We start from the raw sequence: 26,400 nt of genomic DNA on the forward strand, positions 1-26,400 counted from the left end.
GGTGACGATGTCTGCGGCGCCTGAGCGGATCGACGATGACGTGGGGAGCGAGGCGCAGCTCTTCGCCCAGTCGCTGCGCATCGTCGAGGCGCTGCTCTTCGCATCGGCTGCACCGCTCTCGGAAGAGGAACTCCGCCATTCCGTGCCGTCCGGCGTCGCCGTACGGCAGCTCCTTGCCCGACTCACAGACATCTACGCGACGCGTGGCGTCAATTTGCGGCAGGTCGCCGGAAAATGGGCGTTTCGGACCGCACCGGACCTCGGCTACCTGCTGGCGGCCGAGGCGGAGCCGCCGCGCAAGTTGTCGCGGGCGGCGCTCGAGGTGTTGGCGATCATTGCCTATCATCAACCGGTGACACGGGCCGAGATCGAGGAGATCCGGGGCGTTGCCACCGCCAAAGGTACGCTCGACATCCTGCTCGAAGCCGGGTGGGTCAGGCTGCGCGGGCGGCGTCGGACGCCGGGCCGGCCTGTGACCTACGGCACGACGCCGGGCTTCCTTGATCATTTCGGGCTCGACCGCATCGACGACCTCCCTGGCCTGGACGAACTGAAGGGCTCGGGCTTCATCGAGGGGCGGCTCTCGAAGGACCTGACCGTGCCGATCCCCGATGATGGTCTCGACCTGCAGGAGGATGAGGATCCGCTTGGGGACCTCTTTACCCCGCTTGACGACGGCGACGGGCCGCCCCACACCCCGGACGAGTGAAATCGGGGGACAGTCCCTGATTGTCGTCCCGGGCGACCGCAGGGATCCATGGGTCCATGGCCGCGCGCTTGCGACCGAGGTTCGGCATGGACGCCGGTTCTCAGCCGCGCTTCGCCGGGCTGACGCGTGGTTTCGATGGAGCATTCTTTGGCGCGTAGCGAGGGCGTGGCGCGGTGGCTGAGTTGGGGCAGGCGCGGGACAGCGGGCGCGGCCATTCCAATGTCGCTCGCCTTCGAAGGCGTCACCCAGCGCTTCGGTGATGTGACGGCGCTCGAGGACGTGACGCTCGCGATCGCGCCGGGTGAAATCGTGGCTCTGCTCGGGCAATCGGGCTGCGGCAAGACGACGCTGCTCCGCCTCGCGGCGGGCGTCGAACGGCCCAGCTCGGGCAAAGTGCTGCTCGAAGGTCAGGACGTTTCGGCTCCCGACGCCTTCGTCGAGCCGGAGAAGCGCGGCGTTGGTCTGGTCTTCCAGGATTACGCGCTGTTCCCGCATCTCAACGTGCTCGAGAATGTCCGCTTCGGCCTGCGCGGCTATGACGATGCCTCGGCGAAGGCGACGGCGCTGCGTGCCATTGCCCGTGTCGGCCTGGCGGATCTGGCCGAGGCTTATCCACATATGCTTTCAGGCGGCGAGCAGCAGCGCGTGGCGCTGGCGCGAGCGGTGGCGCCGCGCCCCGGCGTGCTCCTGATGGACGAGCCCTTCTCCAATCTCGACCGGCGCTTGCGCGATGTGGTGCGGGACGAAACCGCCGCATTGCTGCAGGAAACCGGGGCGACCTCGATCATCGTCACGCACGATCCCGAGGATGCGATGCGGATCGCCGATCGGATCGTGCTGATGCGATCGGGGCGGATCGTCCAGATCGGGACTGGCGAGGAGCTCTACCGGAGGCCCGTCAGCCTCTTTGCGGCCCGATTTTTCTGCGATTTTACCGAGATCAGCGGCATAGCCGAGCGTGGCGCGGTGGAGACGCCGGTCGGGAGATTTGCGGCACCGGGCCTTGCCGATGGGCAGGAGGCCGTGGTCTGCGTCAGGCCGCATGCGATCAGGCTGGTGCCAAAGGGGTTCTGCCTGCCGGGGCGCGTGGTGATGCGGCGCTTTCTGGGTGAGGTCGACCATTTGCTGCTGGCCGTCGGCGGGCTTGAAAAGCCGCTGGTCGGACGGGTCTCGCTGCCGGGCTCGATCCGGGAAGGCGAGGACATCGGTATCGATATTCAGTCGGACGAAGTTCTTGTGTTCGCCTCGGGGGACACATAGGTTCCGGCACAAGCACTTGGCGCGGGTGGGGAGCCTGCGCCGCACTGGAATTCGGAGGAGTTTGCCATGGGTGGCGTCAGTATCTGGCACTGGATCGTCGTCGGCGTCATCGTGATGCTGTTGTTCGGGCGCGGCAAGGTTTCCGAACTGATGGGCGACGTCGCCAAGGGTATCAAGTCGTTCAAGAAGGGCATGGCCGAAGACGAGCCGACCACGCCGCCGCCTGCTGCGACCACGGCTGACCCGAAGATCATCGATCACGCGCAGCCTGCCAATTCCGCCACGGCGAAGGCCGAACACAAGGCCTGACGCCGCGCCGCCAGCGAGCGGCGAGGGGTTGAGAGGACGAGCCGTCGATGTTCGACATCGCCTGGAGCGAATTGATGCTGATCGGGGCGGTTGCGCTCGTCGTGATCGGCCCCAAGGATCTGCCGAAAGCCATGCGGACCGCCGGGCAGGCGATCGGCAAGATTCGCCGTATGGCCGGCGAGTTTCAGACCCAGTTCAACGACGCGATGCGCGAAGCTGAACTGGACGATCTGAAGAAGCAGGTCGAGGATGTCGGTGGTTCGGTGCAGAGCGCGCTCAATACCGATTTCAAACCGATCGATCCGATCAAGGACGATTTCAGCACACCCGCCTCCGGTGTCCGCGACGACGCGGCGCTGAAGGAAGCGGAGGCTACGCTCGCGGCCTTGCCGGGGCCCGAGCCCTTGCCCGAAATCGTCATAGAGCCCGCGCCGATCGCGGAACCGGAGCCTGAACCCGAGGTCAAGCCGAAGGCGCCGCGCAAGCGCGCTTCGACGAAAAAGGCCAAGGTCAGTGAGCCGGATGAAGGGAGCCCGGCATGAGCGTCGCCAACCCGAGGGAAGGCGAGGACGACATCGAGGCCTCGCGCGCACCGCTGATCGAGCACCTGATCGAGCTGAGGGCGCGGCTGATCAAGTCGCTGATCGCCTTCCTGATCATGTTCTTCATCTGCTTCGCGTTCTCGACGCAGATCTACAACGTGCTGGTGCAGCCCTATGTCTGGGCTGCCGGGCCGAACGGCAACGCGCAGCTGATCTATACCGGCCCGCTCGAGCTGCTCTTCACCCATATCAAGGTGGCGGCATTCGGCGCCGGTTTCTTCGCTTTTCCGGTGATCGCCACGCAGGTCTACAAATTCGTGGCGCCGGGCCTCTACAAGAACGAGAAACAGGCCTTCGCGCCCTATCTGGCCGCGACGCCGATCTTCTTCTGCCTCGGCGCCGCGCTGGTCTTCTTCTTCGCCATGCCCGTGCTGATGAAGTTCTCGATCGGCATGCAGCAGGCGGCGACGGACGGGCAGGCCGGTATCGCGCTCTTGCCGAAGGTCAGTGAGTATCTCTCGCTGATCATGACGCTGATCTTCGCTTTCGGCATCTCGTTCCAGCTGCCGGTGATCCTGACCCTGCTCGGGCAAGCCGGAATTATCGATTCGGCCTTCCTCAAGGACAAGCGGCGCTACGCCATCGTCTTCGTCTTCGTGGTCGCCGCCGTGCTGACGCCGCCGGATGTGATCTCCCAGCTCATGCTTGCCGTGCCGATGCTGCTCCTCTACGAGCTTTCGGTGTTCTCGGTGCGCTATGTCGAGAAGAAGCGGCAGGCTGCGAAAGCGGCCGAGGAAGCAGGCGACGCCTGATCCGATCGCGGCTCGCGCGCATCGATTGGGATGCGCGATAGGTTGAGCAGCGATGTACGACATCAAATGGATTCGCGAGAACGCCGAGGCGTTCGATACCGGGCTGAAACGGCGGGGCCTTGCGCCGCTCTCGTCCTCGCTGCTTGTGCTCGACGATTCCCGTCGTTCGGCCATCGCCAAGGCGCAGGCCACGCAGGAACGCCGCAATGCGCTCTCCAAGGAGATCGGCAAGGCGATGGGCGCGAAGGACGTCGCGCTTGCCGACAAGCTGAAGGCTGAGGTTGCGGCGCTGAAGAACGCTCAGCCGGCGCTCGAAGCGGAGGAGAAGGCGGCCGTCGAAGCGCTGAGCGAACAGCTCGCGGCGATCCCCAACATACCGAATGCCGATGTCCCCGAGGGCGCCGACGAGCACGGTAACGTCGTGCTGCATGTCCATGGCACCAAGCCGGAGGAGGGGAAGCGTCTCATTGGCGTCAACCAGCCGAAAGAGCATTTCGAGCTCGGCGAAGCGCTCGGCCAGATGGATTTCGAGACGGCGGCCAAGCTCTCGGGCTCGCGCTTCGTCGTGTTGAACGCGCGGCTGGCGCGGCTCAACCGCGCGATCGGCCAGTTCATGCTCGATACCCATACCGAGGAGCACGGCTATACCGAGGTCAACCCGCCGCTGATGGTGCGGGATGAGGCGATGTTCGGAACCGCGCAGCTACCCAAATTCCGCGACGATCAGTTCCGGGCGGGCGAGGATCACTGGCTGATCCCCACTGCCGAAGTTCCGCTTACCAATATCGTGCGCGAATCGATCCTCTCCGAGGAGGAGTTGCCGCGTCGCTATTCCGCGTTGACCCCCTGCTTCAGGGCCGAAGCCGGCTCGGCCGGGCGCGATACGCGCGGCATGCTGCGCCAGCACCAGTTCGAGAAGGTCGAGCTCGTCTCGATTACGCTGCCGGAAAAGTCGCGCGAGGAGCACGAGCGCATGCTCGCCGCGGCGGAGGCGATCCTGAAGAAGCTCGACCTGCATTATCGGGTGATGACGCTCTGCACCGGCGATATGGGCTTTGCCAGCCAGAAGACCTGGGACATCGAGGTCTGGCTGCCGGGGCAGAAGACCTATCGCGAGATCTCGTCCTGTTCGGTCTGCGGCGATTTCCAGGCCCGGCGCATGAACGCGCGCTACAAGACCCGGGACGGCAAGGGCCCGTTCTTCGTGCACACCCTCAACGGCTCGGGCACGGCGGTCGGCCGCGCGCTGATCGCGGTGATGGAAAACTACCAGAACGCCGACGGCTCGATCACGGTACCCGACGCACTGGTTCCCTACATGCGCGGGGTAACCCGCATCGAGAAGGCGGCCTGACTCCATGCGTATCCTAGTCACCAATGATGACGGCATCCATGCCGAAGGCCTTGCGGTGCTGGAGCGCATCGCGGCGCAGCTGTCGGACGATGTCTGGGTCGTGGCGCCCGAGACGGATCAGTCGGGCGTCGCGCATTCGCTCTCGCTCAGCAATCCGCTGCGCCAGCGCAAGATCTCGGACAAGCGTTACGCCGTTGCCGGCACGCCGACCGATTGCGTGATCATGGCGGCGCGCTCGATCATGCTCGATGCGCGACCCGACCTCGTTCTGTCCGGTGTCAACCGCGGTCAGAACGTCGCCGAGGACGTGACCTATTCCGGCACCATCGCAGCGGCGATGGAGGGTACGCTGCTCGGCATCCCGTCGATCGCGGTCAGCCAGGCCTACGGGCCGGACGGGCGGCACCAGATCCACTGGGACTGCGCCGAGCACCATGCTCCAGGCATCATCCGCCGGCTGCTGGAGGAGGGGATTCCCGAGGGCGTGCTGTTCAACCTCAACTTCCCGAATGTCGCGCCGAGCGAGGTTGCGGGCGTGGCGGTGACGGTCCAGGGCCGGCGCGACCAGGAGTTGGTGCGGCTCGAGCCCCGCCATGACGGACGCGGCAATCCCTATTTCTGGATCGCCTTCCAGCGCAGCCGGAAGGAACCCGCCAACGGCACCGATCTGAGGGCGCTGTCCGAGCAGAAGATCTCGATCACCCCGCTCGAACTCGACCTCACGCATGAGCCGACGCTGACCCGATTCGCACAGGTTTTTGCCTGATTCCGAACCGGGGGTAATTGGGGGCGGCGATGAGCGAGGCCGAGGAGGCGCCTGGCAGCGAGGGTGAGCGAACCGTCGCATTCCTGCTATCGCTGAGGGCACGGGGCGTGCGCGATCTCGCCGTGCTCCGGGCGATGGAAAAGGTCTCGCGCGAGCGATTCGCGCCGACCCGCTTTGCCGACCTCGCCCGCCAGGACGTTTCCGTGCCGCTCGCCTGCGGGCAGACGATGACCGCCCCGCATACGGTGGCGAATCTCGTCAGTGCCCTGGAGATGGAGCCCTCCGCCCGTGTGCTCGAGGTCGGCACCGGCTCCGGCTATGTCTCGGCTCTGCTTGCCGCCATGGGCGGAGAGGTGGTCTCGCTGGAGCGCTACCGCACGCTTGCGCTTGCTGCCCATGAGCGCATCGGCGGCAGCGGCTACGCAAAAATGGTCGATCTCCGGCACGCTGACGGTTTCCAGCCGGACCGAACGCTCGGCCGATTCGACCGAATCCTGGTGAATGGCGTCACCCATTCCGTTCCCGAGGCCCTGCTGGCGCGGCTTTCGGTCGGCGGGCGGCTGGTCGGGGCGCTCAGGGTTGAAGGCGTATCACGTCGGGTGGTGGTCACGCGGACGGATGACAGTGCCTATGATCATGCGCTCGGCCCGGTCCTGCGCCTGCCGCCGCTGATCCCGGGCTTGGCCCGGGCACTCTGAACCGCGGCTGAAGAAAGCCGGCCCCGGCTCAAAAATGTGAAGAGGCAAAGCACGCGCGAAACGTTTTCGTAACCTGAACGGGGCTTTAATCCCCTTCATCGAGTTGCGTTGTTCGCGAGTATCTTGTCCATGCGTAGCCAAGTCGGATTCAAGTCCAGCGTTGCCCTTCGCCTGTCGACGGTCTGCGCGCTCGCCTTGAGTGTCAGCGCGTGTTCGTCGGACACGATGCGCTTCACTGAGGCACCCTTCAGCAATCCCTTCAGGACCGCGCAGGCGCCTGCCATGCGTGATCCGGCAACGACCGGCTCGATCGGGCGCAGCGCCAGCGCGCCGATGTCTTCGCCGGCTCCGTCTGTCGGGGCGGTCCGCGCCCAGCCCCTGCCGCCGCCGCAATCGGCCGTTGCGCTGCGTAGCGCAGCTCCGGCGCCTGTCGTCGGTAGCGCCAATGGCTGGTCGGCCCAGGGTGGCACGCCGATCGTCGTCGCCCAGGGCGAAACGCTCGATGTCCTCTCCTCGCGCTACGGCGTGCCGCGTTCAGCGCTGATGTCGGCGAACGGGCTTTCGAGCGCGAACGTTGCTCCCGGCTCGCGGCTGACGATCCCGGTCTACAATGCCGGTGGTGGTGCTGCGCCGCAGCAGATGGCCCAGGTGGCGTCGCCGCAGAGCGATGCGCGCACCGAAGCGCCGCGTTTCGTGCCTGGCCCCGCTCCAGTGGCGGCGCCGCGTGCGCCTGTGGTGCCGGCACGCGTCGCTGCGGTGCCGGTCGACGCCAAGGCGAAGGCCCAGGCCGCTGCCGAAGCCAAGGCGCAAGCTGCGGCCGACGCCAAGGCAAAGGCTGTGGCCGATGCACAGGCCATGCGTGACGCCCGCGCCAAATTCGCCGCCGAGGCCAAGGTGAAGGCCGAAGCCAAGGCCAAGACGAAGCCGGTGGTCGAGGCGAAGGCGCCGACGCCTGCTCCTGTCGCGACGCCGACTCCGACGAAGACCAAGCCGGTCGTGGTTGCCAGCGCTCCGGCCGAAGAGAAGGTCAGCGCCGTGCCGAAGTCGGCTCCGGAGCCGACGCCCGATCCCAAGACCACCGCAAGCCTGCCGAAGGAGGAGGATGCCTCCGCCAAGGCCGATTTCCGCTGGCCGGCCCGCGGCCGTGTCATTGCCGGCTTTGGCGGCAAGGGGTCAAATGAGGGCATCAACATCGCCGTGCCTGAGGGAACGCCGATCAAGGCGGCTGAAGGCGGCGTCGTCGCCTATGCCGGCAGCGAACTCAAGGGCTACGGCAATCTCGTGCTCATCCGCCATCCGAACGGCTACGTCTCGGCCTACGCCCATAACGGCGAGCTGAACGTGAAGCGCGGCGAGACGGTGAAGCGCGGCCAGGTCGTCGCCAAATCGGGCCAGAGCGGCAACGTCTCTTCGCCGCAGCTGCATTTCGAGCTGCGCAAGGGATCGTCGCCGGTCGATCCGGTTCCCTACCTGAACAACTGATCCAGAATTGGTCTGACGCCGCCTCAGGGTTTGAGCTCTCACTTCCGTCCGGAGACACGCAGAAGCATTCACCTTCGATCAGTTCCCGCGAGACCCCGCTGATCGAAACAAGGCGGGACGGTCCCAGGAAAGGCCGTCCCGCCGTTTTCATTCTGTGGCTCGGCCTACGCCCCCATGGCGCCGAACATCCGGCCCGAGCCTGGCGACGCTGCCAGATTGAATCCGGAACGCCGTCTATCCACCGGAGAACACCGGCTTATTTCCATCAGGCCGCGGGCATGCCGCCCGCGGCGATGGTCTTGCGCGGCTCAGCCGTCGAGCCGTTGGCCGAGCCGGCCCGCCAGGTCCTGGATGTACTGCCAGGCGGTGCGCCCCGAACGCGATCCGCGTGTGGTCGCCCATTCCAGCGCTTCGCGACGAAGCTCATCGGGTGCGATCGTCAGGCTGAAATGGCTGACATAGCCGTTGATCATCTCCAGGTACTCGTCCTGGCTGCACTTGTGGAAGCCGAGCCAGAGGCCGAAGCGGTCCGAGAGCGAGACCTTCTCCTCGACGGCCTCGCCGGGGTTGATCGCCGTCGAGCGCTCGTTCTCCATCATGTCGCGCGGCAGCAGGTGGCGACGGTTCGAGGTGGCGTAGAATACGACATTGTCCGGGCGGCCCTCGACGCCACCGTCCAGCGCCGCTTTGAGCGACTTGTAGGAGGTGTCCTGGCCATCGAAGGAGAGGTCGTCGCAGAAGACGATGGCGCGGTGCTTGTCCTGCCGCAGCATGGCCATCAGAGCCGGCAGGCTCTCGATGTCCTCGCGGTGGATCTCGATCAGTTTCAGGGGCAGAGCCTTGCCGGCGAGGCGCTTGTTGGTGTCGGCATGGACGGACTTGACCAGCGACGACTTGCCCATGCCGCGCGCCCCCCAGAGCAATACGTTGTTGGCCGGCAGTCCATGGGCGAAGCGCTCGGTGTTCTCCGCCAGCGTGTCACGGACCCGGTCGACGCCACGCAGCAGCGAGAGTTCGACCCGGTTGACCCTGGCGACGGGAGCCAGGTCCGCCGCCGCTGGATGCCAGACGAAGGCGTCGGCGGCAGTGAGGTCCGCTGCCCTTCGCGCCGGCGGCGCGAGGCGCTCCAGCGCCGAGGCGATGCGGAGGAGAGTTTCGAGGTTCAGATCGGGAGAGCCGGTGGTCATCGGGACAAAGCCTATCGCGCGAGCGGTGTTCAAGCTGAGACGTCGAGCCAGGCGACCCAGGGGAGGCGCGGCTCAATGTTCGGGGTTTCCTGTCAGAGAGCCATGACAGCCATTCTTCGGAACGAACTCTATGGAATATGCCAAGCTGAATCGGACAAGGCCATTGCGCGCATGCCGGCAAGCTCATAGGTGAAGCGACGCGGTCGGTTCGTCGCCGCGCCAACAATTGATTTAACGGCGTCTCTGGCTATAGTCCGCGCGATTTTTGACCTGAAGAAGCCGCAACCGCATCGACGGCAGGCGCGCCCGCGCCGCCGCTGTGAAGGAGCCTTTTTGTGATTACCCCTGCATTTGCCCAAGGTATCGGCGGCGGAACGCCCGAAATGCTGATGAGCTTCGTTCCGTTCGTGCTGATCTTCGTGATCATGTGGTTCCTGATCATCCGCCCGCAGCAGAAGCGGGTGAAGACGCATCAGGAGATGATCAAGAACGTGCGGCGTGGTGACACGGTCGTGACCTCGGGCGGTATCGTGGCCAAGGTCTCGAAGGTGATCGACGACGGCGAGATCGAGGCCGAGATTGCCGATGGCGTTCGCGTCCGGCTGGTCAAGGGCATGATCCAGGACGTCCGCTCCAAGAGCGAGCCGGTCAAGAGCTGAATGGCGTCCCGGCCCTGACAGGGTCGGCGCGCGACAACAAGGCTGTTCACGCAGATGCTTCGTTTCCAGGCCCGCAAGGTCATCGCGGTTCTCCTCGTCCTGCTCTTCGGTTGCGGGCTGGCTTTGCCGAACCTGTTTTCGCCCGAGACCCGAAAGGCGATCGAGCAGGGCGCCCCGTCCTGGATTCCGCGGTTCCTGCTGCCGATCCATGCCGTGACGCTTGGCCTCGATCTGCAGGGCGGCTCGCATGTTCTGCTTGAAATCGACAGGGCGGACCTGATCAAGACGCAGGTGACGCAGCTTCGCGACGATATGCGGCGCATCCTGCGCGAGGAGCGCATCGCCTTTCAGGGCGGTATCGGCCTGACCGCGCGTGGCGTGCAGGTGCGTGTGCCGGAGGCAAGCGACCGTGCCAAGCTGATGCCGAAGCTTCGCGAGCTGGCGCAACCGGTCGGTACGCTCGGCGCCTTCGGTCCTTCGGGCACCCAGTCGATCGAGGTCTCCGAGCAGCCTGACGGCCTCGTTCAGCTCCAGCTGACAGAGGCAGGGGCCAATGAGCGCGTGCGTCGTGCCGTCGAGCAGGCCATGGAAGTGTTGCGCCGACGCGTCGACGCGCTCGGCACCACCGAACCAAATATCCAGCGCCAGGGACTTGATCGCATTCTTGTCCAGGTGCCGGGCCTGCAGGACCCGCAACGGCTGAAGCACATCCTTGGCGACACCGCCAAACTGCAGTTCCGCATGGTCGCCGACCAGAACAGCGGTGATGTCGACATGCTGCCCTCGCAGGACGCCGGCGGTCAGCTTGTGCCGGTGAGCCGTCAGGTCATCGTGGAGGGCGAAGACCTGATCGACGCGCAGCCTGCCTTCGACCAGCGCACCAGCCAGCCAATCGTCAATTTCCGCTTCAATATCCGTGGCGCCCAGCGCTTTGGCCAGGCGACGACCGAGAATCTCGGGCGGGCGCTGGCAATCGTGCTCGACAACAAGGTGATCTCGGCCCCGGTCATCCAGTCGCCGATTACCGGCGGCTCTGGCCAGATCTCTGGCAATTTCACGGTTGAGTCCGTGAACAACCTGGCGATCCTGCTGCGCGCCGGCGCCCTTCCGGCCAAGATGACGATCGTCGAGGAGCGCACCGTCGGCCCCGGCCTTGGTCAGGACTCGATCCAGGCGGGCAAGATGGCGACGCTGATCGCGACCGCGCTCGTGATCCTCTACATGGTCCTGACCTATGGGGTCTTCGGGGTCATCGCGAGCGTGGCGCTGCTCGTCCATGTCTGCCTGATCTTCGGACTGATGTCGTTGCTCGGGGCAACCATGACCTTGCCGGGCATCGCCGGCATCGTGCTCACCATTGGCACGGCGGTCGATTCCAACGTGCTGATCTATGAGCGCATGCGCGAGGAATCGCATATGGGCCGCTCATTGGTCTCGGCGCTCGAAGCTGGGTTCCAACGAGCCTTTGCGACGATCATCGACTCGAACGTCACCATGCTGATCGCAGCGGTTGCGCTGTTCTCACTGGGTTCGGGACCGGTGCGCGGTTTCGCCGTGGTCTTCATCCTGGGCATTCTGACGACCGTGATCACGGCCGTGACGCTGACCAGGATGCTGATCGCGCTGTGGTATCGCTGGGCTCGGCCCAAGGCCCTTCCGTTCTGACGCTGCCGACCCGACAGGAGATACGCGCATGCGTCTGCTTCGCATCGTTCCCGACAATACCCGTTTCAAGATCGTCCGCTTCCGGCGCTTCAGCTATCCGTTCTCGGCGGCCTATTCGATTCTCGTCCTGGTGCTCTTCCTCACGGTGGGGCTGAATTTCGGCATCGACTTCCGCGGCGGTACGCTGATCGAGATGCAGTCCAAGGCCGGCAAGGCCGAGATCGCCTCGGTCCGCCATACGGCCAATGGTTTCGGCTTCGGCGAAGTCGAGGTCCAGGAATTCGGCAGCGCCGGCGACATCTCGATGCGCTTTGCGCTGCAGCCCGGCGGCGAAACGGCCCAGCAGGCCGTGGTCGCGAAGGCACGCGAGGCTTTCGCGGGTACGCATGATTTCCGTCGGGTCGAGACCGTCGGTCCGCGCGTGTCGGGCGAGCTGGTCCAGGCCGGAACGCTCGGCGTCGTGCTCGCCATTGTCGGCGTGCTGATCTATCTCTGGTTCCGCTTCGAGATGCAGCTCGCGATCGGCGCGATCGTCGGCACCCTGCACGATATCGTGCTGACCGTCGGCTTCTTCCTGATCACGCAGCTCGAATTCAACCTGACCTCGATCGCGGCGATTCTGACGATCGTCGGGTACTCGCTGAACGAGACCGTGGTGGTGTTCGACCGCACGCGCGAATTGCTGCGCCGCTACAAGACCATGCCGGTCCAGGAACTGCTCGACCTCTCGGTCAACTCGACGCTGTCGCGCACCGCAATGACCGCCACGACGACCGTTCTCTCGCTCATCGCGCTGGTGCTCTTCGGCGGCACGGCGATTGAAGGCTTTGCGCTCGTCATGCTCTTCGGCGTGGTGGTCTGCACCTATTCGGCGATGTTCATCTCGACACCCGTGCTGCTCTATCTCGATGTGCGCGCCGGGCGCCTTGATGCGGATGTCGAAGAGAAGGTTCCGGCCGGAGCCAAGCCGAAGGCGAGCTGAGCGGGCGGAGCGCCCTGATCATGCCACGCTTTGAAGGTTTCGTTCCCGGGCGGCATCAGATCGATGCCTTCGGAGCGGGCGGGTTCCGGTTTGCCGATATGAGCCATCGCGGCTCGATCCTGGCCTTGCCGGCTGGAGTCCATATCTGGCCGGTCTCGTCTTTCGCGGAGGTGACGATCGAGAGCCTCCAGCCCGTTCTCGATGCTGCAGATGCGATCGACTTCCTGCTGATCGGCACCGGACACGACATCGCCTTCGTGCCCGCAGCCTTGCGCGAGCGCTTTCGCGAGGTCGGCATCACCATCGAGGGTATGGCGACGGGGGCTGCGGCGCGGACCTACAATGTTCTCGTCGGCGAAGACCGGCGTGTAGCGGCGGCGCTGATCGCGGTTGAGTAGCAGGGCGCGCGGCGATCATGCTCGTGGGGCGTAGCCAGCCCGGCCTTGCCTGGCCTAGACTGACACTTGATCCAAGGCCGCGCCTGTGAGGCGACTGCCTGGGCGGGACGATCCGCATGACGACCAGAACTGACGATCGCCGCGAGACGCTGCCCGAGGCCCTGCCGGAGGCTTATGCTCATTGTGCCGCGCTGGTGCGCGAGGCCGATCACGATCGCTATATCGCCAGTCTGTACGCGCCTGAGGCCGTGCGGCCCGGTCTTTTCGCGCTCTATGCCTTCAGCCACGAGATCGCGAGGGTTCGCGCCGCGGTGAGCGAGCCGCTGCCCGGCGAGGTCAGGCTGCAATGGTGGCGCGACCTGCTGGAGGGCGACGCCAAGGGCGAGGTGCATTCGCATCCTGTTGCCGCCGCGTTGCTCGACACCATTCTGCATTACCGCCTGCCGATCGCGCCGCTGACCGGGCTGATCGAGGCGCGCATCTTCGATCTCTATGACGATCCGATGCCCTCTCTCGGCGATCTCGAGGGGTATGCCGGCGAAACGGCAAGCGCGCTCTTCCGGCTTGCGTCGATCATCCTGGCCGAGGGGCGTGATCCGGGTGGCGCGGCGGCTTGCGGCCATGCCGGCGTCGCCTATGCGCTGACCGGATTGTTGCGCGCTTTCCCCTGGCATGCGGCGGCTGGCCAGGTCTACGTGCCGGCGGAGATTCTCGCCCGAAACGGCGTAATCCGCGACGACATCGTGCGAGGGCGCGGCGGGCCCGGCGTGCTCTACAGTCTGAAGGAACTCCGGGCGATCGCGCGCAAGCACCTCGCCAAGCTGCGGGAGCTGCGTGAGACGATTCCGCCTACGCTCGTACCGGCCTTCCTGCCGGTCGCACTGGTCGAGTCCTATCTGAGGAAGATGGAGCGCACCGGCTACGACCCGTTCCGGAGCATCATCACGCTGCCGGCCTGGCAGCGGCAATGGATTCTCTGGCGCGCGGCCAGGAAGGCCATGCGGGGTTAGTTCGCGCGCGTTTGCATCGGCGTTCCCGAAAATCGCAATCCACGTTTCGGGCCGAAGCAATAATTCGCAGGACGCCGCGCCGGCCGAGAAAAAACCCTCTCCCGGAAGGAGAGGGTTGGAATGGATTACCCCACGCCGAAGGCTCTCTACTCTGCCGCCTCAGCCGCAGCGGCGCCCGCCCACACATCGAGATGCTCCTTCGCGCGGGCCGTCAGCGCCTGCTTGCGGGCCACGCTCTTGGCAGGGCCCTTCAGGCGCTTGCCGTCCGGCCCCGTCTTGGGTGCGTCCTCGATATGCGGGAACAGGCCGAAATTGATGTTCATCGGCTGGAAGGAGCGCGGCCCCTCGTCGATGGTGACGATGTGCCCGCCGGTGATGTGGTTGACCAATGCGCCAAGCGCCGTCGTCGCAGGGGGCAGTTCGAGCGGGCGTCCGAGCCGCTCGGCCGCGGCCATGCGTCCGGTCAGCAGGCCAATGGCGGCGCTCTCGACATAGCCTTCGCAGCCGGTGATCTGTCCGGCGAAGCGAAGGCGCGTATCGGCCTTGAGCTGCAGGGACGGAGAGAGCAGCTTCGGCGAGTTGAGATACGTGTTGCGGTGGATGCCGCCCAGGCGAGCAAATTCGGCATTCTGGAGCCCGGGGATCATCCGGAAGATCGCAGCCTGCTCGCCGTATTTCAGCTTGGTCTGGAAGCCTGTCATGTTGAACAGCGTGCCGAGCGCATTGTCCTGGCGCAGCTGCACGACCGCATAGGCCTTCACTGTCGGGTTGTGCTTGTTGGTCAGGCCGACCGGTTTCATGGGCCCCCAGCGCAACGTCTCGCGCCCGCGCTCGGCCATGACCTCGATCGGCAGGCAGCCATCGAAATAGGGCGTGCCCTCCCATTCCTTGAACTCGGTCTTCTCGGCCGCCAGCAGCGCGTCGATGAAGGCCTCGTACTGGTCGCGGTCGAGCGGGCAGTTGATGTAGTCGGCGCCGGTGCCGCCGGGGCCGGCCTTGTCGTAGCGCGACTGGAACCAGGCCTGGTCCATGTCGATCGAGTCGAAATGGACGATCGGGGCGATGGCGTCGAAGAAGGCGAGTTCGGTCTCGCCGGTCAGGGACTTGATCCCGTCAGCGAGCGCCGGCGAGGTGAGGGGGCCGGTCGCGATGATGACATTGTCCCAGTCTGCCGGTGGCAGACCGGCGATCTCGCCACGTTCGATGGTGACGAGCGGGTGGGCTTCCAATGCGGCGGTGATCGCCTGCGAGAAGCCGTCGCGGTCGACCGCGAGGGCTCCGCCGGCCGGGACCTGATGGGCATCGCCCTTGGCCATGATCAGTGAGCTGAGCCGGCGCATCTCCCAATGCAGTTGGCCGACGGCGTTGGACGAGGAATCGTCCGAGCGGAAGGAGTTGGAGCAGACGAGCTCCGCCAACCCCTCGGTCTTGTGCGCGTCGGTGCCGCGAACAGGGCGCATCTCGTGCAGGACGACCGGGACTCCGGCTTCCGCGATCTGCCAGGTGGCTTCAGAACCGGCGAGGCCGCCGCCGATGACATGGACTGGTTTCGTGCTCATGCCTGCGATGTGTCCGCAGGCGGGCCGAAGGTCAAGAGAGAGGCGTCAGTGACGCAGCCCTGAAACGCAAAATGCCCGCCTGGGAGGAGGCGGGCATTCGCTCTTCGACCGGACCGCGGGGAGGACGCAGGTCCAGGAGAAACTATGATCTCGGTAGGCGCGGACAGTAATCAGGCAGCGTGCGAACGGGCGACGTACTGGATTTCCGAACGGGACAGGCCGAGATCGTCCAGCTCACGGTCGGTCAGACGCGAGAGCTCACGGACGGTTTCGCGATAGCGAAGATAGGCGCGGATTTTAGCAGCAATCATGGTGACGAACATTGGTTTGGCTCCTGGGTGCCGGGTCATTTCTGGCCCGACAACGATGAATTCGTTGTGCACTGCATATAAGGGAGGCTGGCTGCTAATTGGAGGGGCAGGATATCAGTTCCGTTATGCGATTTTCGCATGGCGATTTAACCAGCCCTTTACATTTTTGCCACGCCCCGCGTCTGTTGCGTAGGAAACTAATAACCAAGCACCATCGAGTGCCTAAATTGTAGGCCGTTTCGGTTCGCTACCGAGGAGCCGATTCCGGTGTGGCGCGCAATTGGGCGATATACAGTGGTTTGCCATGCGCGCCTGACTCGAATCGGAAAAGCCCGGAACGGGCCGGTTTTCCGCGGTCGTCACGCTTTTGCGTCAAGGTTTATGTTGCGCCGCAATGTCGCGCTTGCGTCGCCGTCGCCGGGGCGCTGTGGCAAGCTGGGCTGACGCTGGAGAAGCTGCTGTTGCCGTCACAAGCGATCATGTCCTTTGGCTACTGCGAACGCGCCAGCCAGGCCTTCTGGGCAGAGCCGATGAACGCGCTCAGCAATGGCGGCTTCATCCTGGCCGCGATCGCGGGCCTTCTGCTCTATCGGCGCTCGGGTCGGCGCGACTGGCCAGCTGCCGCGCTGATTGCTCTCGTCGTCATGATCGGTATCGGCTCGTTCCTGTTCCACACCATGCCGCAACGCTGGACGCTGCTGGCCGATGTGCTTCCGATCCAGTTCTTCGCGTTCTCCTATTTCGGGTTGGCTCTCGTCCGTTTCATGGGGGCGCGGCCAGCGGTCGCGGCCGGCGGTACACTGTTCTTCCTGCTTGCGTCCTTCCTGCTCGTGTCGGGGCTCGGCGCGCTGCTGCCGCCCGGCATGCGCGGCTCCGGCGGATATGCCTCCTTCGTGCTGGCGCTGTTTGGGGTCGCGTTCGCGGTGCGGATGCGCGGTGAGGGCGATACGGCGGCACGTCTGCTCGGCCTCGCCGGTTTGGTCTTTGCGCTGTCGCTCAGCTTGCGCACGCTGGACCAGGTTCTGTGCCAGAGCGTCCCCTTCGGCACGCATTGGCTCTGGCACCTGCTGAACGCAATGGTGCTCTATCTGTTGCTGCGTGCGGCGATCGATCGGCCCTCGGCGAATTGATCCGATCCGGGCATTGCGGGATCACAGCCGGCCCGCGACGGCGAAGGCCTCCTTCTCAGCCCGGTCAAGCACCGCGTATTCGGCGGCCAGGACATCAAGCAAGGCACGGACGGATGGCAGGAGACCACGTCGCGACGGAAAAACGGCGTGGATGATGCCGGCCCGCGGCGTCCAGTGCGGCAGGACCTCGACCAACGTTCCCGCTTGCAGGTCGTCCTGGACCACCATGGTCGGGAGTTGGACGACGCCAACGCCCTCGAGCGCGGCAAGCCGCAGCGCGACCATGTCCTCCGTGACCAGCCGAGGGGTGTGGCGGATGATCGCCGTGGCGCCGCCGGGCCCGCTGAGGCGCCATTCATGCTCCTGATGCGGATCTCCCCAGGACAGGCTGGGCAATGCGCTGAGGTCGGCGGGAACAAGAGGCCGTGCGAGGTCTTTCAGCACGCGGGGCGCGGCGACCAGCCGCTGGGTGCTCTCAGCCAGAACCTTCATCACCAGCTCGCTTTCCTCCAGTGGCGGGAAACGAACCCGGATGGCGATGTCGAAGCCTTCGCGAATGACGTCGACGCGCCGATTGGTGCTTTCCAGTTGCACCTCGACCTTGGGCCAGGCGGCGAGGAAGCGGGCGACCATGCCGCCGATCTGAAAATAGAGCACGGCTGACGGGCAGGCGACGCGCACGATGCCCTGAGGTGCGGCCCGGGCCCGCTCGATCGCTTCCTGGCCTGCGTCGACCTCGACCAGCATCGCGACGCAATGGCGATAATACTCGCGGCCGATCTCGGTGACGGCGAAGCGCCGCGTCGAGCGCTGCACGAGACGCACGCCCAGTCGCTCCTCAAGCAGCGCCAGCCGGCGGCTCAGCCGCGAACGCGGCATTCCCAGCGCCCGGGCTGCCGCGGCGAAACCCTGATGGTCGACGACCTGAGCGAAGAAATAGAGATCGTTCAGGTCCTGCATCGGATGCTCCATTGTCCTGCTGATAGGACACATTGGCGAGATAATGCCGTCTACCGGCTATTTTGTCTCATTCTTATTCTCCTGGCCAACGCAACGCCTTTGCAACGCTCCCAAGGAGAAACGCAATGAGAAAGGTTCTCGGGGTCTTCAGCAGCCCGCATCCCCATTGGATCGGGGATGGCTTTCCCGTCCGCTCGATGTTCTCGCATGCCGGTCAGGGCGAGCATGTCAGCCCGTTCCTGCTGCTCGACTATGCCGGGCCGGCACAGTTCGCGCCGGCCGCTCAGCCCCGTGGTGTCGGCACGCACCCGCATCGCGGCTTCGAGACGGTGACCATCGTCTATCAGGGGGAGGTCGAGCATCGCGATTCAACCGGCAAGGGCGGTCTGATTGGCCCTGGCGACGTGCAGTGGATGACGGCCGCGTCAGGTATCCTGCATGAGGAGTTCCACTCGGAAGCCTTCACCCGCAAGGGCGGCACGCTCGAGATGGTTCAGCTCTGGGTCAACCTCCCGGCCAAGGACAAGAGCGCAGCTCCCGGCTACCAGACGCTGCTCGACAAGGAGATCCCTGCGGTCAAGCTGCCCGATGGGGCGGGTACGCTCAGGGTGATCGCGGGCAATTACCAGGGACATGTCGGGCCGGCCCATACGTTCACGCCCATGAATATCTGGGACCTGCAGCTGCTGCGTGACGGGGCAACTTCGCTCGTCCTTCCGGAAGGCCACACCCTCGGCGTCGTCGTCCTGCGCGGCAACATCCTGATCAATGGCGCGGACAAGGCGCGGGAAGCACAGTTCATCCTGTTCGACCGTCTGGGCGGCGAGGTGACCCTGGAGGCCGACAGCGATGCCGCGGTGCTGATCGTCAGCGGCGCGCCGTTCGACGAGCCGGTCGTCATGCATGGCCCCTTCGTCATGAACACGGCCGAGGAGATCCGTCAGGCGATGATCGATTTCCAGAGCGGCCGGTTCGGCGCCATCCCGCAGGCGGCGTACGGGCGCTGAGGACAGGAGGCTCCGGATGTCCGCGCCGGGGCCGTTCCTGGAGGGGCGGCGCCATCGCCGCCCCGATAGCGGAACCACAAGACCAGCAAGGATCATGACAATGACCAAGCCCTATACGCGCCTGGACAAGGACAATGCTGCGGTGTTGCTTGTCGACCATCAGGCCGGCCTGCTGTCGCTCGTTCGCGATATCGGCCCCGATCAGTTCAAGAACAATGTCCTGGCGCTCGCCGACCTCGCCAAATACTTCAAGCTGCCCACCATCCTGACGACGAGCTTCGAGGATGGGCCGAACGGACCTCTGGTTCCGGAGCTGAAGGAGATCTTCCCCTCGGCTCCCTATATCCCGCGCCCGGGCCAGATCAACGCCTGGGACAACGAGGATTTCGTCAAGGCGGTCAAGGCGACCGGACGCAAGCAACTGATCATTGCGGGCGTGGTGACCGAGGTCTGTGTGGCATTTCCGGCGCTTTCCGCGTTGGCCGAGGGCTACGAGGTCTTCGTTGTGACTGACGCCTCAGGCACCTTCAACGAGATCACCCGGCACTCGGCCTGGGATCGGATGTCGGAAGCCGGGGCGCAGCTGACGACCTGGTTCGGTGTCGCCTGCGAGCTGCATCGCGACTGGCGCAACGATGTCGAAGGCCTGGGGGCGCTCTTCTCCAACCACATCCCCGACTATCGCAATCTGATTTCCAGCTACAGCGCGGTGAAGGCGTCGAAGTGACCGGCCTCGCAACCGCATCAATCCAGATCACATGAGGATAGCCATGAGCACCTTTGCGAATATCGCGAACTTCAACGGCCAACGGCCGGTCATCGATCCCGACGATGCCGTGATGCTGCTGATCGACCATCAGAGCGGGCTGTTCCAGACCGTCGCAGACATGCCGATGACGACGCTGCGCGCCCATGCAGCCGCGTTGGCCAAGATGGCAACTCTGAGCAAGATGCCGGTGATCACGACGGCGTCGGTGCCGCAGGGGCCAAACGGTCCGCTGATACCGGAGATCCACCAGAATGCCCCGCATGCGACCTATGTTGCGCGTCGTGGCGAGATCAATGCCTGGGACAATCCGGACTTCGTCGCTGCGGTGAAAGCGACCGGGCGCAAGACGCTGATCATCGCCGGCACGATCACCAGCGTGTGCATGGCTTTCCCGAGCATCAGCGCGGTTGCCGACGGGTACAAGGTCTTCGCGGTCATCGACGCGTCCGGCACCTATTCGAAGATGGCGCAGGAGATCACGCTTGCTCGTGTCGTCCAGGCCGGCGTCGTGCCGATGGACACCGCGGCGGTAGCCTCGGAGCTCCAAAAGACCTGGAATCGCGACGACGCCCAGCAATGGGCGGAGGTCTACACGAGGATCTTCCCGCCCTATCAGCTCCTGATCGAGAGCTACACGAAGGCGCAGGAGGTTGAGAAGAACCAGGAGCAGCTCGACTCGCAGCGCAGCTGACGTCGGCTACGCCGGGTGGTGTGCCCCTTGGCGCCCGCCCGGCAGCTTCGGCCGCTTCATTCAAGGCGGTGGCCGAGCGGTCCCTATCATCGGGCCGGATCTCGTATCCGGTCCGATGATCTAACTTTCTGTGTTTGCAGCGGCTTTCCCGAAAACCGCAAGCCCCGGCCGTTGCCTTAACCGCCGCCTCGCGCAGAAATTTCCCCCGGACCCAACCCGTGCGGCCGTTGTACCGGACTTTGCACCATCGCCCCGCCCGAGCCACCCGTTGCTGCTTCGGGCTCATTCGCTGGCATTCCGCCAGAGATGGCACGCCGGTGCAGCCAAGATTCTGCAGCCGCCGGCCGTCGGACGGAACCACCCCCGTTCTGGCGGCTGACGGCTTCGGCGCCGCGCGCAGGGCGAGGACATCATGTCCGGCAATGCCGGTGACGGCCCAGAAATCTGGGCCAGCGACTTCGGACCTCGCCGGAATGACAGGCGAGCAGATCCCGACCAGGCAGGCGAACAGGGCCGAGCGAACTTTGACGATCAAGCGGCGCCTGTCCCTAAGCATCCTGCAGCTTGAACTCTAATAAAGTCGCGATTTGTAACCCTCCGCGAGATTCGCTTCGGCTTCCGCCACTCCGATCGCCTTGGTCTGTTCAGCCACGATGCGGCCGAGCGAAGGGAAGCTGTGCCGCGGAACCTGCGTCGCGGGGTCCCAGAGCTTCGAGCGGATCAACGCCTTGCCGCAATGGAAATAGGCTTCGTCGATCTCGACCAGCATGCCGGTGACCGGGGTGCGTTCCTGGACGGTCGAGGGTTCCAGCAGGCCCTGCTCGCGTGTGACTCTGGCACGGCCGTTCACCCGCAGGGTCTCGTTGATGCCGGGCACCATGAAGATCAGGCCGATGCCGGGCGACGCGAGGATGTTGCCAAAGGTGTCGACCCGGTTGTTGCCACGCCGGTCCGGGATCAGCAATGTCCTGTCGTCTAGGACCCTGACGAAGCCGGGTGCATCGCCGCGCGGGCTGGCATCGGCACCACCTGCACCGTCACCGCTGGCGATGACAAGGAAGGGCGAGAGCGCGATAAAGTCGCGGCAGAACTGATCAAGATGCTTCAGCACCTTGCTGTCGGCGATCGGGTTGACCGGGCCGATATGCGTCCGCAGTTCAACCGCATCCTCGATCAACGCTGCCGGCTCGGTGGCTGTCGCAGTCATGAAGTCCTCTCGCCCCTTGCATGGTGCCAACCGCGTGACGGGCTAAGCGATCGATTGTTGTGCAAGCTAGCGTCAGATCTCGGATGATGCCACCGCAGGCGGCGCGCCCGGATGCATGGCGGGGGTGCTTACCCAGCGGTACAGGCGATTCTTGCTGATGATGGTTGCTCAGTCCAGGGGGCGGGGCGTCACGGGCGAGCCCCCGGAGCCGTTCTTCAAACGGGGCTCTTCACGCCCTGCCTCTGGGCGGCGTGCTCTATCCGGCCAGCCGTCACCACGCCCGGGGAGGGGGAACGCTCGGGGCGAGCCGCCTGTCCGAGGCTGAGCGCGGCCTTGATCGGCAGATGATCGGAGGCGATCTGGGCGAGAGGGCTGTCGTGAACCTCGATGAGCGAAACCAGATCATGCGGGTTGGCGATGATGCGATCGAGCGACCAGACCGGAAAGCGCGTCGGGAAACTCGCCACGGCACCGTCGAGCGGTCCAAAATCCGGATGAAGCTCCTGCAGGGACGAGTGCCTGCCGATCCGCCACTCGTTGAAATCGCCCATCACCACGACCGGGCGGCCGTCGGGAGGCTCCGAGGCTGCGAGGATGCTCCGGACCTGGCGCGTCCGCGAGCGGTGCAGCAGGCCAAGATGCACGGCAATGATCCGTACCGGACCGGCGCGCAATGTCAGGTCGACGACCAGGCCGCCGCGAGGCTCGGCACCCGGCAGCACGAGTTGCTCGACCCTGTCGACCACGCCGTCTCGGAACAGCACCAGATTGCCATGCCAGCCATGCCCGTTGCGGGTGGCCCGGAGCGGCACGGCCGTGAGCCCGCATTCACGCTCCAGCGCGTGAAGGTCGAGCAGTCCCAGGCGCTCTCCGAAGCGTTGATCGACTTCCTGCAGCGCGATCACATCCGCATCGATCTCCTTGATGACGTTCATCGTGCGCCAAGGATTGAAACGCCGGTCGCGGCCCACACATTTGTGGATGTTATAGGAGGCGACCAGCGTGTTGCCGCGGCTCGCGCGGTGATCGCCGTTGGAATAGGATTTGCGCTGTTGCCGCAAAGCCGTGGCCATCAGCGGTCCGAGGGATTTGAGCCCCCGCGGGAGCCGACGTTTCCGGAACATGAACAACGGTTTCCTGAGGCGTTAGGCGGAAGGGTGATGGGCAGAGGTTTGTTTGTAACAGAACGATTCGTAATGCAGTCTGTTCAACCTGTCCCGGGCTGTTCTCGATACTGTGTCCGGCAAGCGGTCGTTCATCTGTCGTCCAGATCTAGCAGAGGAGAGATGGATCCAACCTTCGCCGCGAGTGCCCTAGTGGCTCCTCGCTGCGACGACCCGGCCTCTCCTCGACCATGATGCACTTGCTCCTGATCATCGTTGCATTCGCTGGCCTGCTCGCCCTGGCATCGGCCATCGCAACCTATTCCTATGGCCATTTCGCCCGGCGTGCGAAGGGGCCGCCGTCCAGCGCCCTGGCCGTCGCCGATGACGAGACGCTGCTGGACAGGATCCTCTCGCAGCTCGTCGCCGGGCGCGAGAACGAAACCGGCCTCCTGCTGCTCTCTGAAAATCTCGACGCTTTTGCGGCGAGGGCGGTTGCGGCCCGCAGTGCCGGGCGCAGCCTCGACCTTATGTACTATGTCTGGAAGAACGATCTGACCGGACTGCTTCTCGCCCACGAATTGTTGGCTGCCGCCGATCGTGGCGTGCGGGTGAGGCTGCTGATCGACGACATCAACACCCGCGGGCTGGACGGTGCCTATCTCTCGCTCGATGGGCATCCCAACATCTCGGTCAGACTGTTCAATCCGAGCCGGGCTCGGCGCGGTGGCTTGCGGCGCGGCATCGAGATGGTGCTGCGCGCGGTCTCCGTGACGCGGCGGATGCACAACAAGGCCTGGATCAGCGATGGTCGGCTGGCAATCGTCGGTGGCCGCAACATCGGCAATGAATATTTCGCCGCTGCCAAATCCTCCAACTTCCAAGACCTCGACGTTCTGCTCGTCGGAGCCGCGGTGAAGCAGACGGAAGCTGTCTTCGACGCCTTCTGGAACAGCGACGTGGTGATCCCGATCGATGCCCTGGTGACCTGGCGGCAACCGAAGCTGGCGCGCTTGCGCAACGCACTCGCGAAGCTGCTCAAGAGCGCTCGCGCGCGTCCCTATATCGAGCGTGTCCGCGAGCGCATGTCGCTGACGGACACGCTCAATCTCTCCGAGAAGATCCACTGGGCACGCGAGGCCAAGATCATTTCGGATCCACCCGAGAAGGCTTTCGGCGGCAAGCGGGAGAACTGGTTGCTGGGCGCGCTCATGCCCAGCATCGCCGCCAGCCGGGATGTGCTCGAGATCACGTCTCCCTATTTCATTCCCGGCAGCGACGGGACGGCGCAGTTGAGCGGTCTGGTCGCAAGGGGGGTCGATGTCGCGATCCTGACCAACTCGCTGGCGGCGACGGATGTCGCTGCAGTCCACGGGGCCTATGCCCAGTACCGCGAGCGTCTGTTGAAAGGAGGCGTGCGTCTCTACGAGCTGCAGCGCTATGCGAGCCGGCAGCAGATCTCCGTATTCGGCTCGAGCGGCGCCAGCCTCCACACAAAGGCATTCACGGTCGATCGGAAGACCGGCTTCATCGGCTCGTTCAATTTTGACCCGCGCTCGGCCTCGCTGAACACCGAGATGGGGGTGCTGTTCGAACAACCCGCACTGGTGGCCGAGATGCGGCAGCTCTTCAGGGCTGATACGGCGCCTGAAGTCAGTTACGAGCTCTCGCTCGAGGATGGCGGCCTGCACTGGAACGGCAAGCGCGACGGCAAGCCGCGGCGTCTCGGACATGAGCCGGATGCAAGCCCGTCCCGCCGCGCGCTGGCGTTCATCGTCGGCCTCTTGCCGATCCAGTCGCAGCTATAGATCCGCCAGAGCGATTTTCTGTCGAATGGAACCCGCCCTGTTCCACGAGCAGAACTCCGAGCGGCTTGACGCACCGGAATGGCGGACGGAAGCTGGCACCGCATGAGGAGATCGCGATGTCAGCCTTGACCGCCCTGCCTGATCTGGAAACCTTGAAGGGCAGGCTCTACTCCGCTGTCCTTTCCGATGTGCTCGATCAGCTCGGCTTTCCCAACCAGGCGGTGAAGCCGTTCGTGCGGCCGCTCGACGACGCGACGATGCTCTGCGGCTTCGCCCGGACGGGGCTCTACATGAAGCGCTATCACCTTGCCGAGGGCCATAATCCCTACGCGCTCGAGATGGATCTGATCGACAGCCTGAAACCCGGCGAGATTGCCGTGCTGGCCTGCGACGGGCCGACCGACCGGATCGCGCCCTGGGGCGAGCTCCTGACCACGGCCTCGATGGTGCGCGGCGCCGCCGGCTGCCTGACCGACGGGCTGGTTCGCGACGTGCGCCGCATCCGCGAGCTCGGCTTCCCGCTCTTCCATGGCGGCATCGGCCCGCTCGACACCAGGGGGCGGGCTGAGATGATGGCGGTCGACGAGGCCGTCGAAGTCGGCGGAGCAAGGGTCGAGCCGGGCGACTTTATCTTCGGTGATGCCGATGGCGTGGTGGTCGTGCCGCAGCGCATTGCCGAGGAGGTGGTGAAGCTCGCCCTTGCCAAGATCGAGGCGGAGGACACGACGCGCGAGGAGCTTCTCGCCGGCGCGAGCTTGCGCTCGGTTTTCGAACGGCACGGTGTGCTCTAGCGGGCACCTCCGTTTCGGGTCACGCCGAGCCCGGCGCCACCCCGACATAGCGCGCTCGCGGCCGGATGAGGCGGCCAGTCTGAAATTGCTCCAGGGCATGGGCGATCCAGCCGGTGCACCGTGCCGCAGCGAAAATCTGAAAGGGGGCGTCCTGCGGCAGGCCCAGTGTGGAAGCCAGGGCCGTCAAGGCAAAGTCTATGTTCGGAACGTCGCCGGTGATCGCTTCCGTGACGCGACGAATCTCCTGGTATTCGGCGGGAAGAGCGAAGGCCGACAGCAGCCCCCGCGCCCGGGGATCCCCTTCGGGATAGAGCGGGTGCCCGAACCCCGGTACCGGCGTCCCGAGCGCCAGCCGCGATTGGACCGCGGCCTCGACACCCTCCCGCCGCGCTTCGCCGAAGAAGGCGCGAACCCGGGCCGACATGCCGCCGTGCAAGGGGCCTGACAGCGCGGACAGCCCTGCCAGGACGCAGGCAGCCAGCGAGGCCCGTGTCGAGGCGGTGACGCGGACCGCGAAGGTCGATGCGTTCAGCTCATGGTCCGCCAGCAGGACGAGGCAGGTACGAATGAAATCGGCACCCGTCGGGTCGCAACCCCAGGCGCGCGCGATGCGGTCATGAATGGGGCCTTCGCCGGGACGGCCGGCAACCGCATCGACGAGTGCGTCCAGCACCGAGGCTGCTTCGAAATACAAGGCCTTCGGGGTCCGGCTGCCGATTACCGGGTCTGCTGCGGCGCGTGCCGCGATCATCGCGAACATCCGCTGATTGCCGGTTCCCGGGCCGACGATATTGAACTGGGGCGGAAAGCGCGCGTCGCCGCAGGCCCAGAGCAGGCGGGCGATATCCTCGAGACGGGCGGCCCGGGCCAGCGCTTCGGCATCCTGGCCGCGATACCACAGCCGCCCATGCGCGATCGTCGTGATGCTCGATGCCAGCACCGGCTCGCCCCAGGCGATGGCGTCCTCGGCAATCGCCGCGTTTCGTCGCCCTCGTGACTTCCGGTATTCCAGCCGCGCGACATCGGCAGCGCGGTAGAGGCTGCGCCGCGGGTCGCCGGTATCCGCCCGTGCTTCGATCCGCCCCCGGCTCACATAGGCATAGAGCGTCTGCGGCTTCAGCTGCAGACGCGTCATCACCTCCTGCGCGGTCAACCAGTCGCTCATTGCCATATATTGATTTTATTGTTCAAGATTGATTCTAGTTCGGTCCGAACCGATCCTCAAGGCAGT

At 65.1% G+C, this 26,400-nt stretch carries 28 protein-coding genes and 1 pseudogene; 20 read left to right on the top strand and 9 right to left on the bottom strand.

Annotated features, from left to right (window positions below; all coding sequences use genetic code 11):
- Positions 1–7 precede the first annotated feature (7 nt).
- The 8 genes from scpB to AC1DW9_RS10760 all read left to right on the top strand — a co-directional run bounded on the left by scpB (position 8) and on the right by AC1DW9_RS10760 (position 6,450).
- Complete coding sequence (gene scpB, locus AC1DW9_RS10725) at positions 8–709, top strand: SMC-Scp complex subunit ScpB (protein ID WP_441506015.1); 702 nt, start codon at positions 8–10, stop codon at positions 707–709.
- Positions 710–928: 219 nt separating this feature from the next.
- Positions 929–1,969 carry an ABC transporter ATP-binding protein gene (locus AC1DW9_RS10730; protein ID WP_476776245.1) on the top strand — a complete coding sequence of 347 codons (1,041 nt, stop codon included), beginning with the start codon at positions 929–931 and terminating at the stop codon, positions 1,967–1,969.
- Between the two features lie 66 nt (positions 1,970–2,035).
- The gene (locus tag AC1DW9_RS10735; RefSeq protein ID WP_043232977.1) at positions 2,036–2,278 is read left to right on the top strand and encodes a twin-arginine translocase TatA/TatE family subunit; all 243 of its coding nucleotides are present in this window, start codon (positions 2,036–2,038) and stop codon (positions 2,276–2,278) included.
- 47 nt (positions 2,279–2,325) lie between these two features.
- Entirely contained in the window at positions 2,326–2,820 is a 495-nt protein-coding gene (tatB, locus tag AC1DW9_RS10740) for a Sec-independent protein translocase protein TatB (protein ID WP_441505977.1), read from the top strand.
- A complete protein-coding gene (gene tatC, locus AC1DW9_RS10745; protein WP_441505976.1) occupies positions 2,817–3,632 on the top strand; it encodes a twin-arginine translocase subunit TatC in 816 nt (271 codons plus the stop codon). Before tatB ends, tatC begins: the two co-directional genes overlap by 4 nt.
- A 52-nt stretch (positions 3,633–3,684) precedes the next feature.
- The gene (serS, locus tag AC1DW9_RS10750; protein ID WP_441505975.1) at positions 3,685–4,986 is read left to right on the top strand and encodes a serine--tRNA ligase; all 1,302 of its coding nucleotides are present in this window, start codon (positions 3,685–3,687) and stop codon (positions 4,984–4,986) included.
- Between the two features lie 4 nt (positions 4,987–4,990).
- Positions 4,991–5,752 (top strand): 5'/3'-nucleotidase SurE, encoded by a 762-nt coding sequence (gene surE / locus AC1DW9_RS10755; RefSeq protein ID WP_069880263.1) that lies wholly within the window; start codon positions 4,991–4,993, stop codon positions 5,750–5,752.
- 29 nt (positions 5,753–5,781) lie between these two features.
- Entirely contained in the window at positions 5,782–6,450 is a 669-nt protein-coding gene (locus tag AC1DW9_RS10760; protein ID WP_441489705.1) for a protein-L-isoaspartate O-methyltransferase family protein, read from the top strand.
- 95 nt (positions 6,451–6,545) lie between these two features.
- Here the strand turns inward: AC1DW9_RS10760 and AC1DW9_RS10765 are convergent, their stop codons facing one another.
- Positions 6,546–6,734 carry a hypothetical protein gene (locus tag AC1DW9_RS10765; RefSeq protein ID WP_162768161.1) on the bottom strand — a complete coding sequence of 63 codons (189 nt, stop codon included), beginning with the start codon at positions 6,732–6,734 and terminating at the stop codon, positions 6,546–6,548.
- On the opposite strand from AC1DW9_RS10765, the gene AC1DW9_RS10770 reads away from it, so the two are divergent.
- Positions 6,733–7,932, top strand: a complete 1,200-nt coding sequence (locus tag AC1DW9_RS10770) for a peptidoglycan DD-metalloendopeptidase family protein (RefSeq protein WP_476855085.1) — start codon at positions 6,733–6,735, stop codon at positions 7,930–7,932. The genes AC1DW9_RS10765 and AC1DW9_RS10770 overlap by 2 nt on opposite strands.
- A 308-nt stretch (positions 7,933–8,240) precedes the next feature.
- Here the strand turns inward: AC1DW9_RS10770 and AC1DW9_RS10775 are convergent, their stop codons facing one another.
- Positions 8,241–9,119 (bottom strand): ATP-binding protein, encoded by an 879-nt coding sequence (locus tag AC1DW9_RS10775; RefSeq protein ID WP_441489707.1) that lies wholly within the window; start codon positions 9,117–9,119, stop codon positions 8,241–8,243.
- Positions 9,120–9,502: 383 nt separating this feature from the next.
- Here AC1DW9_RS10775 and yajC point away from each other — a divergent pair, with 383 nt between their 5' ends.
- The 5 genes from yajC (at position 9,503) to AC1DW9_RS10800 (ending at position 13,833) form a co-directional block, all read left to right on the top strand.
- Positions 9,503–9,778, top strand: coding sequence for a preprotein translocase subunit YajC (yajC, locus tag AC1DW9_RS10780; RefSeq protein WP_441490031.1), 276 nt, complete (start codon positions 9,503–9,505; stop codon positions 9,776–9,778).
- 54 nt (positions 9,779–9,832) lie between these two features.
- Positions 9,833–11,443, top strand: coding sequence for a protein translocase subunit SecD (secD, locus tag AC1DW9_RS10785; RefSeq protein ID WP_441505973.1), 1,611 nt, complete (start codon positions 9,833–9,835; stop codon positions 11,441–11,443).
- Between the two features lie 28 nt (positions 11,444–11,471).
- Entirely contained in the window at positions 11,472–12,425 is a 954-nt protein-coding gene (gene secF / locus AC1DW9_RS10790; RefSeq protein WP_441489709.1) for a protein translocase subunit SecF, read from the top strand.
- Between the two features lie 20 nt (positions 12,426–12,445).
- On the top strand, positions 12,446–12,823 hold the full coding sequence (locus AC1DW9_RS10795) for an Mth938-like domain-containing protein (RefSeq protein WP_441505972.1): 378 nt from the start codon (positions 12,446–12,448) through the stop codon (positions 12,821–12,823).
- Between the two features lie 116 nt (positions 12,824–12,939).
- On the top strand, positions 12,940–13,833 hold the full coding sequence (locus AC1DW9_RS10800) for a phytoene/squalene synthase family protein (RefSeq protein ID WP_441505971.1): 894 nt from the start codon (positions 12,940–12,942) through the stop codon (positions 13,831–13,833).
- A 146-nt stretch (positions 13,834–13,979) separates the two neighbouring features.
- On the opposite strand, the gene trmFO is transcribed toward AC1DW9_RS10800, so the two are convergent.
- Together trmFO and AC1DW9_RS10810 are read right to left on the bottom strand one after the other, a co-directional pair.
- On the bottom strand, positions 13,980–15,392 hold the full coding sequence (gene trmFO, locus AC1DW9_RS10805) for a methylenetetrahydrofolate--tRNA-(uracil(54)-C(5))-methyltransferase (FADH(2)-oxidizing) TrmFO (RefSeq protein ID WP_476776244.1): 1,413 nt from the start codon (positions 15,390–15,392) through the stop codon (positions 13,980–13,982).
- A 170-nt stretch (positions 15,393–15,562) separates the two neighbouring features.
- Complete coding sequence (locus AC1DW9_RS10810) at positions 15,563–15,715, bottom strand: DUF1127 domain-containing protein (RefSeq protein WP_113515780.1); 153 nt, start codon at positions 15,713–15,715, stop codon at positions 15,563–15,565.
- Positions 15,716–16,164: 449 nt separating this feature from the next.
- On the opposite strand from AC1DW9_RS10810, the gene AC1DW9_RS10815 reads away from it, so the two are divergent.
- The gene (locus tag AC1DW9_RS10815; RefSeq protein ID WP_441505969.1) at positions 16,165–16,833 is read left to right on the top strand and encodes a ceramidase domain-containing protein; all 669 of its coding nucleotides are present in this window, start codon (positions 16,165–16,167) and stop codon (positions 16,831–16,833) included.
- A gap of 21 nt (positions 16,834–16,854) precedes the next feature.
- Here the strand turns inward: AC1DW9_RS10815 and AC1DW9_RS10820 are convergent, their stop codons facing one another.
- Complete coding sequence (locus tag AC1DW9_RS10820; protein WP_441505968.1) at positions 16,855–17,793, bottom strand: LysR family transcriptional regulator; 939 nt, start codon at positions 17,791–17,793, stop codon at positions 16,855–16,857.
- 125 nt (positions 17,794–17,918) lie between these two features.
- On the opposite strand from AC1DW9_RS10820, the gene AC1DW9_RS10825 reads away from it, so the two are divergent.
- The 3 genes from AC1DW9_RS10825 to AC1DW9_RS10835 all read left to right on the top strand — a co-directional run bounded on the left by AC1DW9_RS10825 (position 17,919) and on the right by AC1DW9_RS10835 (position 20,260).
- Positions 17,919–18,800 carry a pirin family protein gene (locus AC1DW9_RS10825; RefSeq protein ID WP_441505967.1) on the top strand — a complete coding sequence of 294 codons (882 nt, stop codon included), beginning with the start codon at positions 17,919–17,921 and terminating at the stop codon, positions 18,798–18,800.
- A gap of 100 nt (positions 18,801–18,900) precedes the next feature.
- Positions 18,901–19,527, top strand: coding sequence for an isochorismate family cysteine hydrolase YcaC (ycaC, locus tag AC1DW9_RS10830; RefSeq protein WP_441505966.1), 627 nt, complete (start codon positions 18,901–18,903; stop codon positions 19,525–19,527).
- Positions 19,528–19,570: 43 nt separating this feature from the next.
- Positions 19,571–20,260: an isochorismatase family protein gene (locus tag AC1DW9_RS10835; RefSeq protein ID WP_476776243.1), complete on the top strand. Its 690-nt coding sequence runs from the start codon at positions 19,571–19,573 to the stop codon at positions 20,258–20,260.
- 205 nt (positions 20,261–20,465) lie between these two features.
- On the opposite strand, the pseudogene AC1DW9_RS10840 reads toward AC1DW9_RS10835, so the two are convergent.
- The 3 genes and pseudogenes from AC1DW9_RS10840 to AC1DW9_RS10850 all read right to left on the bottom strand — a co-directional run.
- Positions 20,466–20,816 (bottom strand): annotated as a pseudogene (locus tag AC1DW9_RS10840) (SH3 domain-containing protein); the annotation flags it as partial.
- A gap of 15 nt (positions 20,817–20,831) precedes the next feature.
- A complete protein-coding gene (locus AC1DW9_RS10845) occupies positions 20,832–21,467 on the bottom strand; it encodes a pyridoxamine 5'-phosphate oxidase family protein (RefSeq protein ID WP_441505964.1) in 636 nt (211 codons plus the stop codon).
- Between the two features lie 215 nt (positions 21,468–21,682).
- Complete coding sequence (locus tag AC1DW9_RS10850) at positions 21,683–22,540, bottom strand: endonuclease/exonuclease/phosphatase family protein (protein ID WP_441505963.1); 858 nt, start codon at positions 22,538–22,540, stop codon at positions 21,683–21,685.
- Positions 22,541–22,824: 284 nt separating this feature from the next.
- On the opposite strand from AC1DW9_RS10850, the gene AC1DW9_RS10855 reads away from it, so the two are divergent.
- Both AC1DW9_RS10855 and AC1DW9_RS10860 read left to right on the top strand, forming a co-directional pair.
- Positions 22,825–24,378, top strand: coding sequence for a phospholipase D family protein (locus AC1DW9_RS10855; RefSeq protein ID WP_441506014.1), 1,554 nt, complete (start codon positions 22,825–22,827; stop codon positions 24,376–24,378).
- Positions 24,379–24,494: 116 nt separating this feature from the next.
- Complete coding sequence (locus AC1DW9_RS10860; protein ID WP_441505962.1) at positions 24,495–25,169, top strand: RraA family protein; 675 nt, start codon at positions 24,495–24,497, stop codon at positions 25,167–25,169.
- A gap of 19 nt (positions 25,170–25,188) precedes the next feature.
- Here the strand turns inward: AC1DW9_RS10860 and AC1DW9_RS10865 are convergent, their stop codons facing one another.
- Entirely contained in the window at positions 25,189–26,334 is a 1,146-nt protein-coding gene (locus AC1DW9_RS10865; protein WP_476769771.1) for a citrate synthase family protein, read from the bottom strand.
- Positions 26,335–26,400: the final 66 nt, after the last annotated feature.

Source organism: Allobosea sp. P4_E12 (assembly GCF_056401655.1).

Bases quoted from the DNA above. Each gene is read 5' to 3' on its own strand.
- trmFO (WP_476776244.1), bottom strand. From the start codon at position 15,392: ATGAGCACGAAACCAGTCCATGTCATCGGCGGCGGCCTCGCCGGTTCT.
- AC1DW9_RS10735 (WP_043232977.1), top strand. From the start codon at position 2,036: ATGGGTGGCGTCAGTATCTGGCACTGGATCGTCGTCGGCGTCATCGTG.
- AC1DW9_RS10845 (WP_441505964.1), bottom strand. From the start codon at position 21,467: ATGACTGCGACAGCCACCGAGCCGGCAGCGTTGATCGAGGATGCGGTT.
- AC1DW9_RS10835 (WP_476776243.1), top strand. From the start codon at position 19,571: ATGAGCACCTTTGCGAATATCGCGAACTTCAACGGCCAACGGCCGGTC.
- AC1DW9_RS10795 (WP_441505972.1), top strand. From the start codon at position 12,446: ATGCCACGCTTTGAAGGTTTCGTTCCCGGGCGGCATCAGATCGATGCC.
- tatB (WP_441505977.1), top strand. From the start codon at position 2,326: ATGTTCGACATCGCCTGGAGCGAATTGATGCTGATCGGGGCGGTTGCG.
- AC1DW9_RS10855 (WP_441506014.1), top strand. From the start codon at position 22,825: ATGCACTTGCTCCTGATCATCGTTGCATTCGCTGGCCTGCTCGCCCTG.
- ycaC (WP_441505966.1), top strand. From the start codon at position 18,901: ATGACCAAGCCCTATACGCGCCTGGACAAGGACAATGCTGCGGTGTTG.
- yajC (WP_441490031.1), top strand. From the start codon at position 9,503: ATGCTGATGAGCTTCGTTCCGTTCGTGCTGATCTTCGTGATCATGTGG.
- AC1DW9_RS10775 (WP_441489707.1), bottom strand. From the start codon at position 9,119: ATGACCACCGGCTCTCCCGATCTGAACCTCGAAACTCTCCTCCGCATC.
- AC1DW9_RS10760 (WP_441489705.1), top strand. From the start codon at position 5,782: ATGAGCGAGGCCGAGGAGGCGCCTGGCAGCGAGGGTGAGCGAACCGTC.
- AC1DW9_RS10730 (WP_476776245.1), top strand. From the start codon at position 929: ATGTCGCTCGCCTTCGAAGGCGTCACCCAGCGCTTCGGTGATGTGACG.
- AC1DW9_RS10865 (WP_476769771.1), bottom strand. From the start codon at position 26,334: ATGAGCGACTGGTTGACCGCGCAGGAGGTGATGACGCGTCTGCAGCTG.
- secD (WP_441505973.1), top strand. From the start codon at position 9,833: ATGCTTCGTTTCCAGGCCCGCAAGGTCATCGCGGTTCTCCTCGTCCTG.
- AC1DW9_RS10850 (WP_441505963.1), bottom strand. From the start codon at position 22,540: ATGGCCACGGCTTTGCGGCAACAGCGCAAATCCTATTCCAACGGCGAT.
- scpB (WP_441506015.1), top strand. From the start codon at position 8: ATGTCTGCGGCGCCTGAGCGGATCGACGATGACGTGGGGAGCGAGGCG.
- AC1DW9_RS10800 (WP_441505971.1), top strand. From the start codon at position 12,940: ATGACGACCAGAACTGACGATCGCCGCGAGACGCTGCCCGAGGCCCTG.
- AC1DW9_RS10810 (WP_113515780.1), bottom strand. From the start codon at position 15,715: ATGTTCGTCACCATGATTGCTGCTAAAATCCGCGCCTATCTTCGCTAT.
- AC1DW9_RS10770 (WP_476855085.1), top strand. From the start codon at position 6,733: ATGCGTGATCCGGCAACGACCGGCTCGATCGGGCGCAGCGCCAGCGCG.
- AC1DW9_RS10825 (WP_441505967.1), top strand. From the start codon at position 17,919: ATGAGAAAGGTTCTCGGGGTCTTCAGCAGCCCGCATCCCCATTGGATC.
- AC1DW9_RS10820 (WP_441505968.1), bottom strand. From the start codon at position 17,793: ATGCAGGACCTGAACGATCTCTATTTCTTCGCTCAGGTCGTCGACCAT.
- tatC (WP_441505976.1), top strand. From the start codon at position 2,817: ATGAGCGTCGCCAACCCGAGGGAAGGCGAGGACGACATCGAGGCCTCG.
- serS (WP_441505975.1), top strand. From the start codon at position 3,685: ATGTACGACATCAAATGGATTCGCGAGAACGCCGAGGCGTTCGATACC.
- surE (WP_069880263.1), top strand. From the start codon at position 4,991: ATGCGTATCCTAGTCACCAATGATGACGGCATCCATGCCGAAGGCCTT.
- AC1DW9_RS10860 (WP_441505962.1), top strand. From the start codon at position 24,495: ATGTCAGCCTTGACCGCCCTGCCTGATCTGGAAACCTTGAAGGGCAGG.
- AC1DW9_RS10765 (WP_162768161.1), bottom strand. From the start codon at position 6,734: ATGGCAGGCGCCTGCGCGGTCCTGAAGGGATTGCTGAAGGGTGCCTCA.
- secF (WP_441489709.1), top strand. From the start codon at position 11,472: ATGCGTCTGCTTCGCATCGTTCCCGACAATACCCGTTTCAAGATCGTC.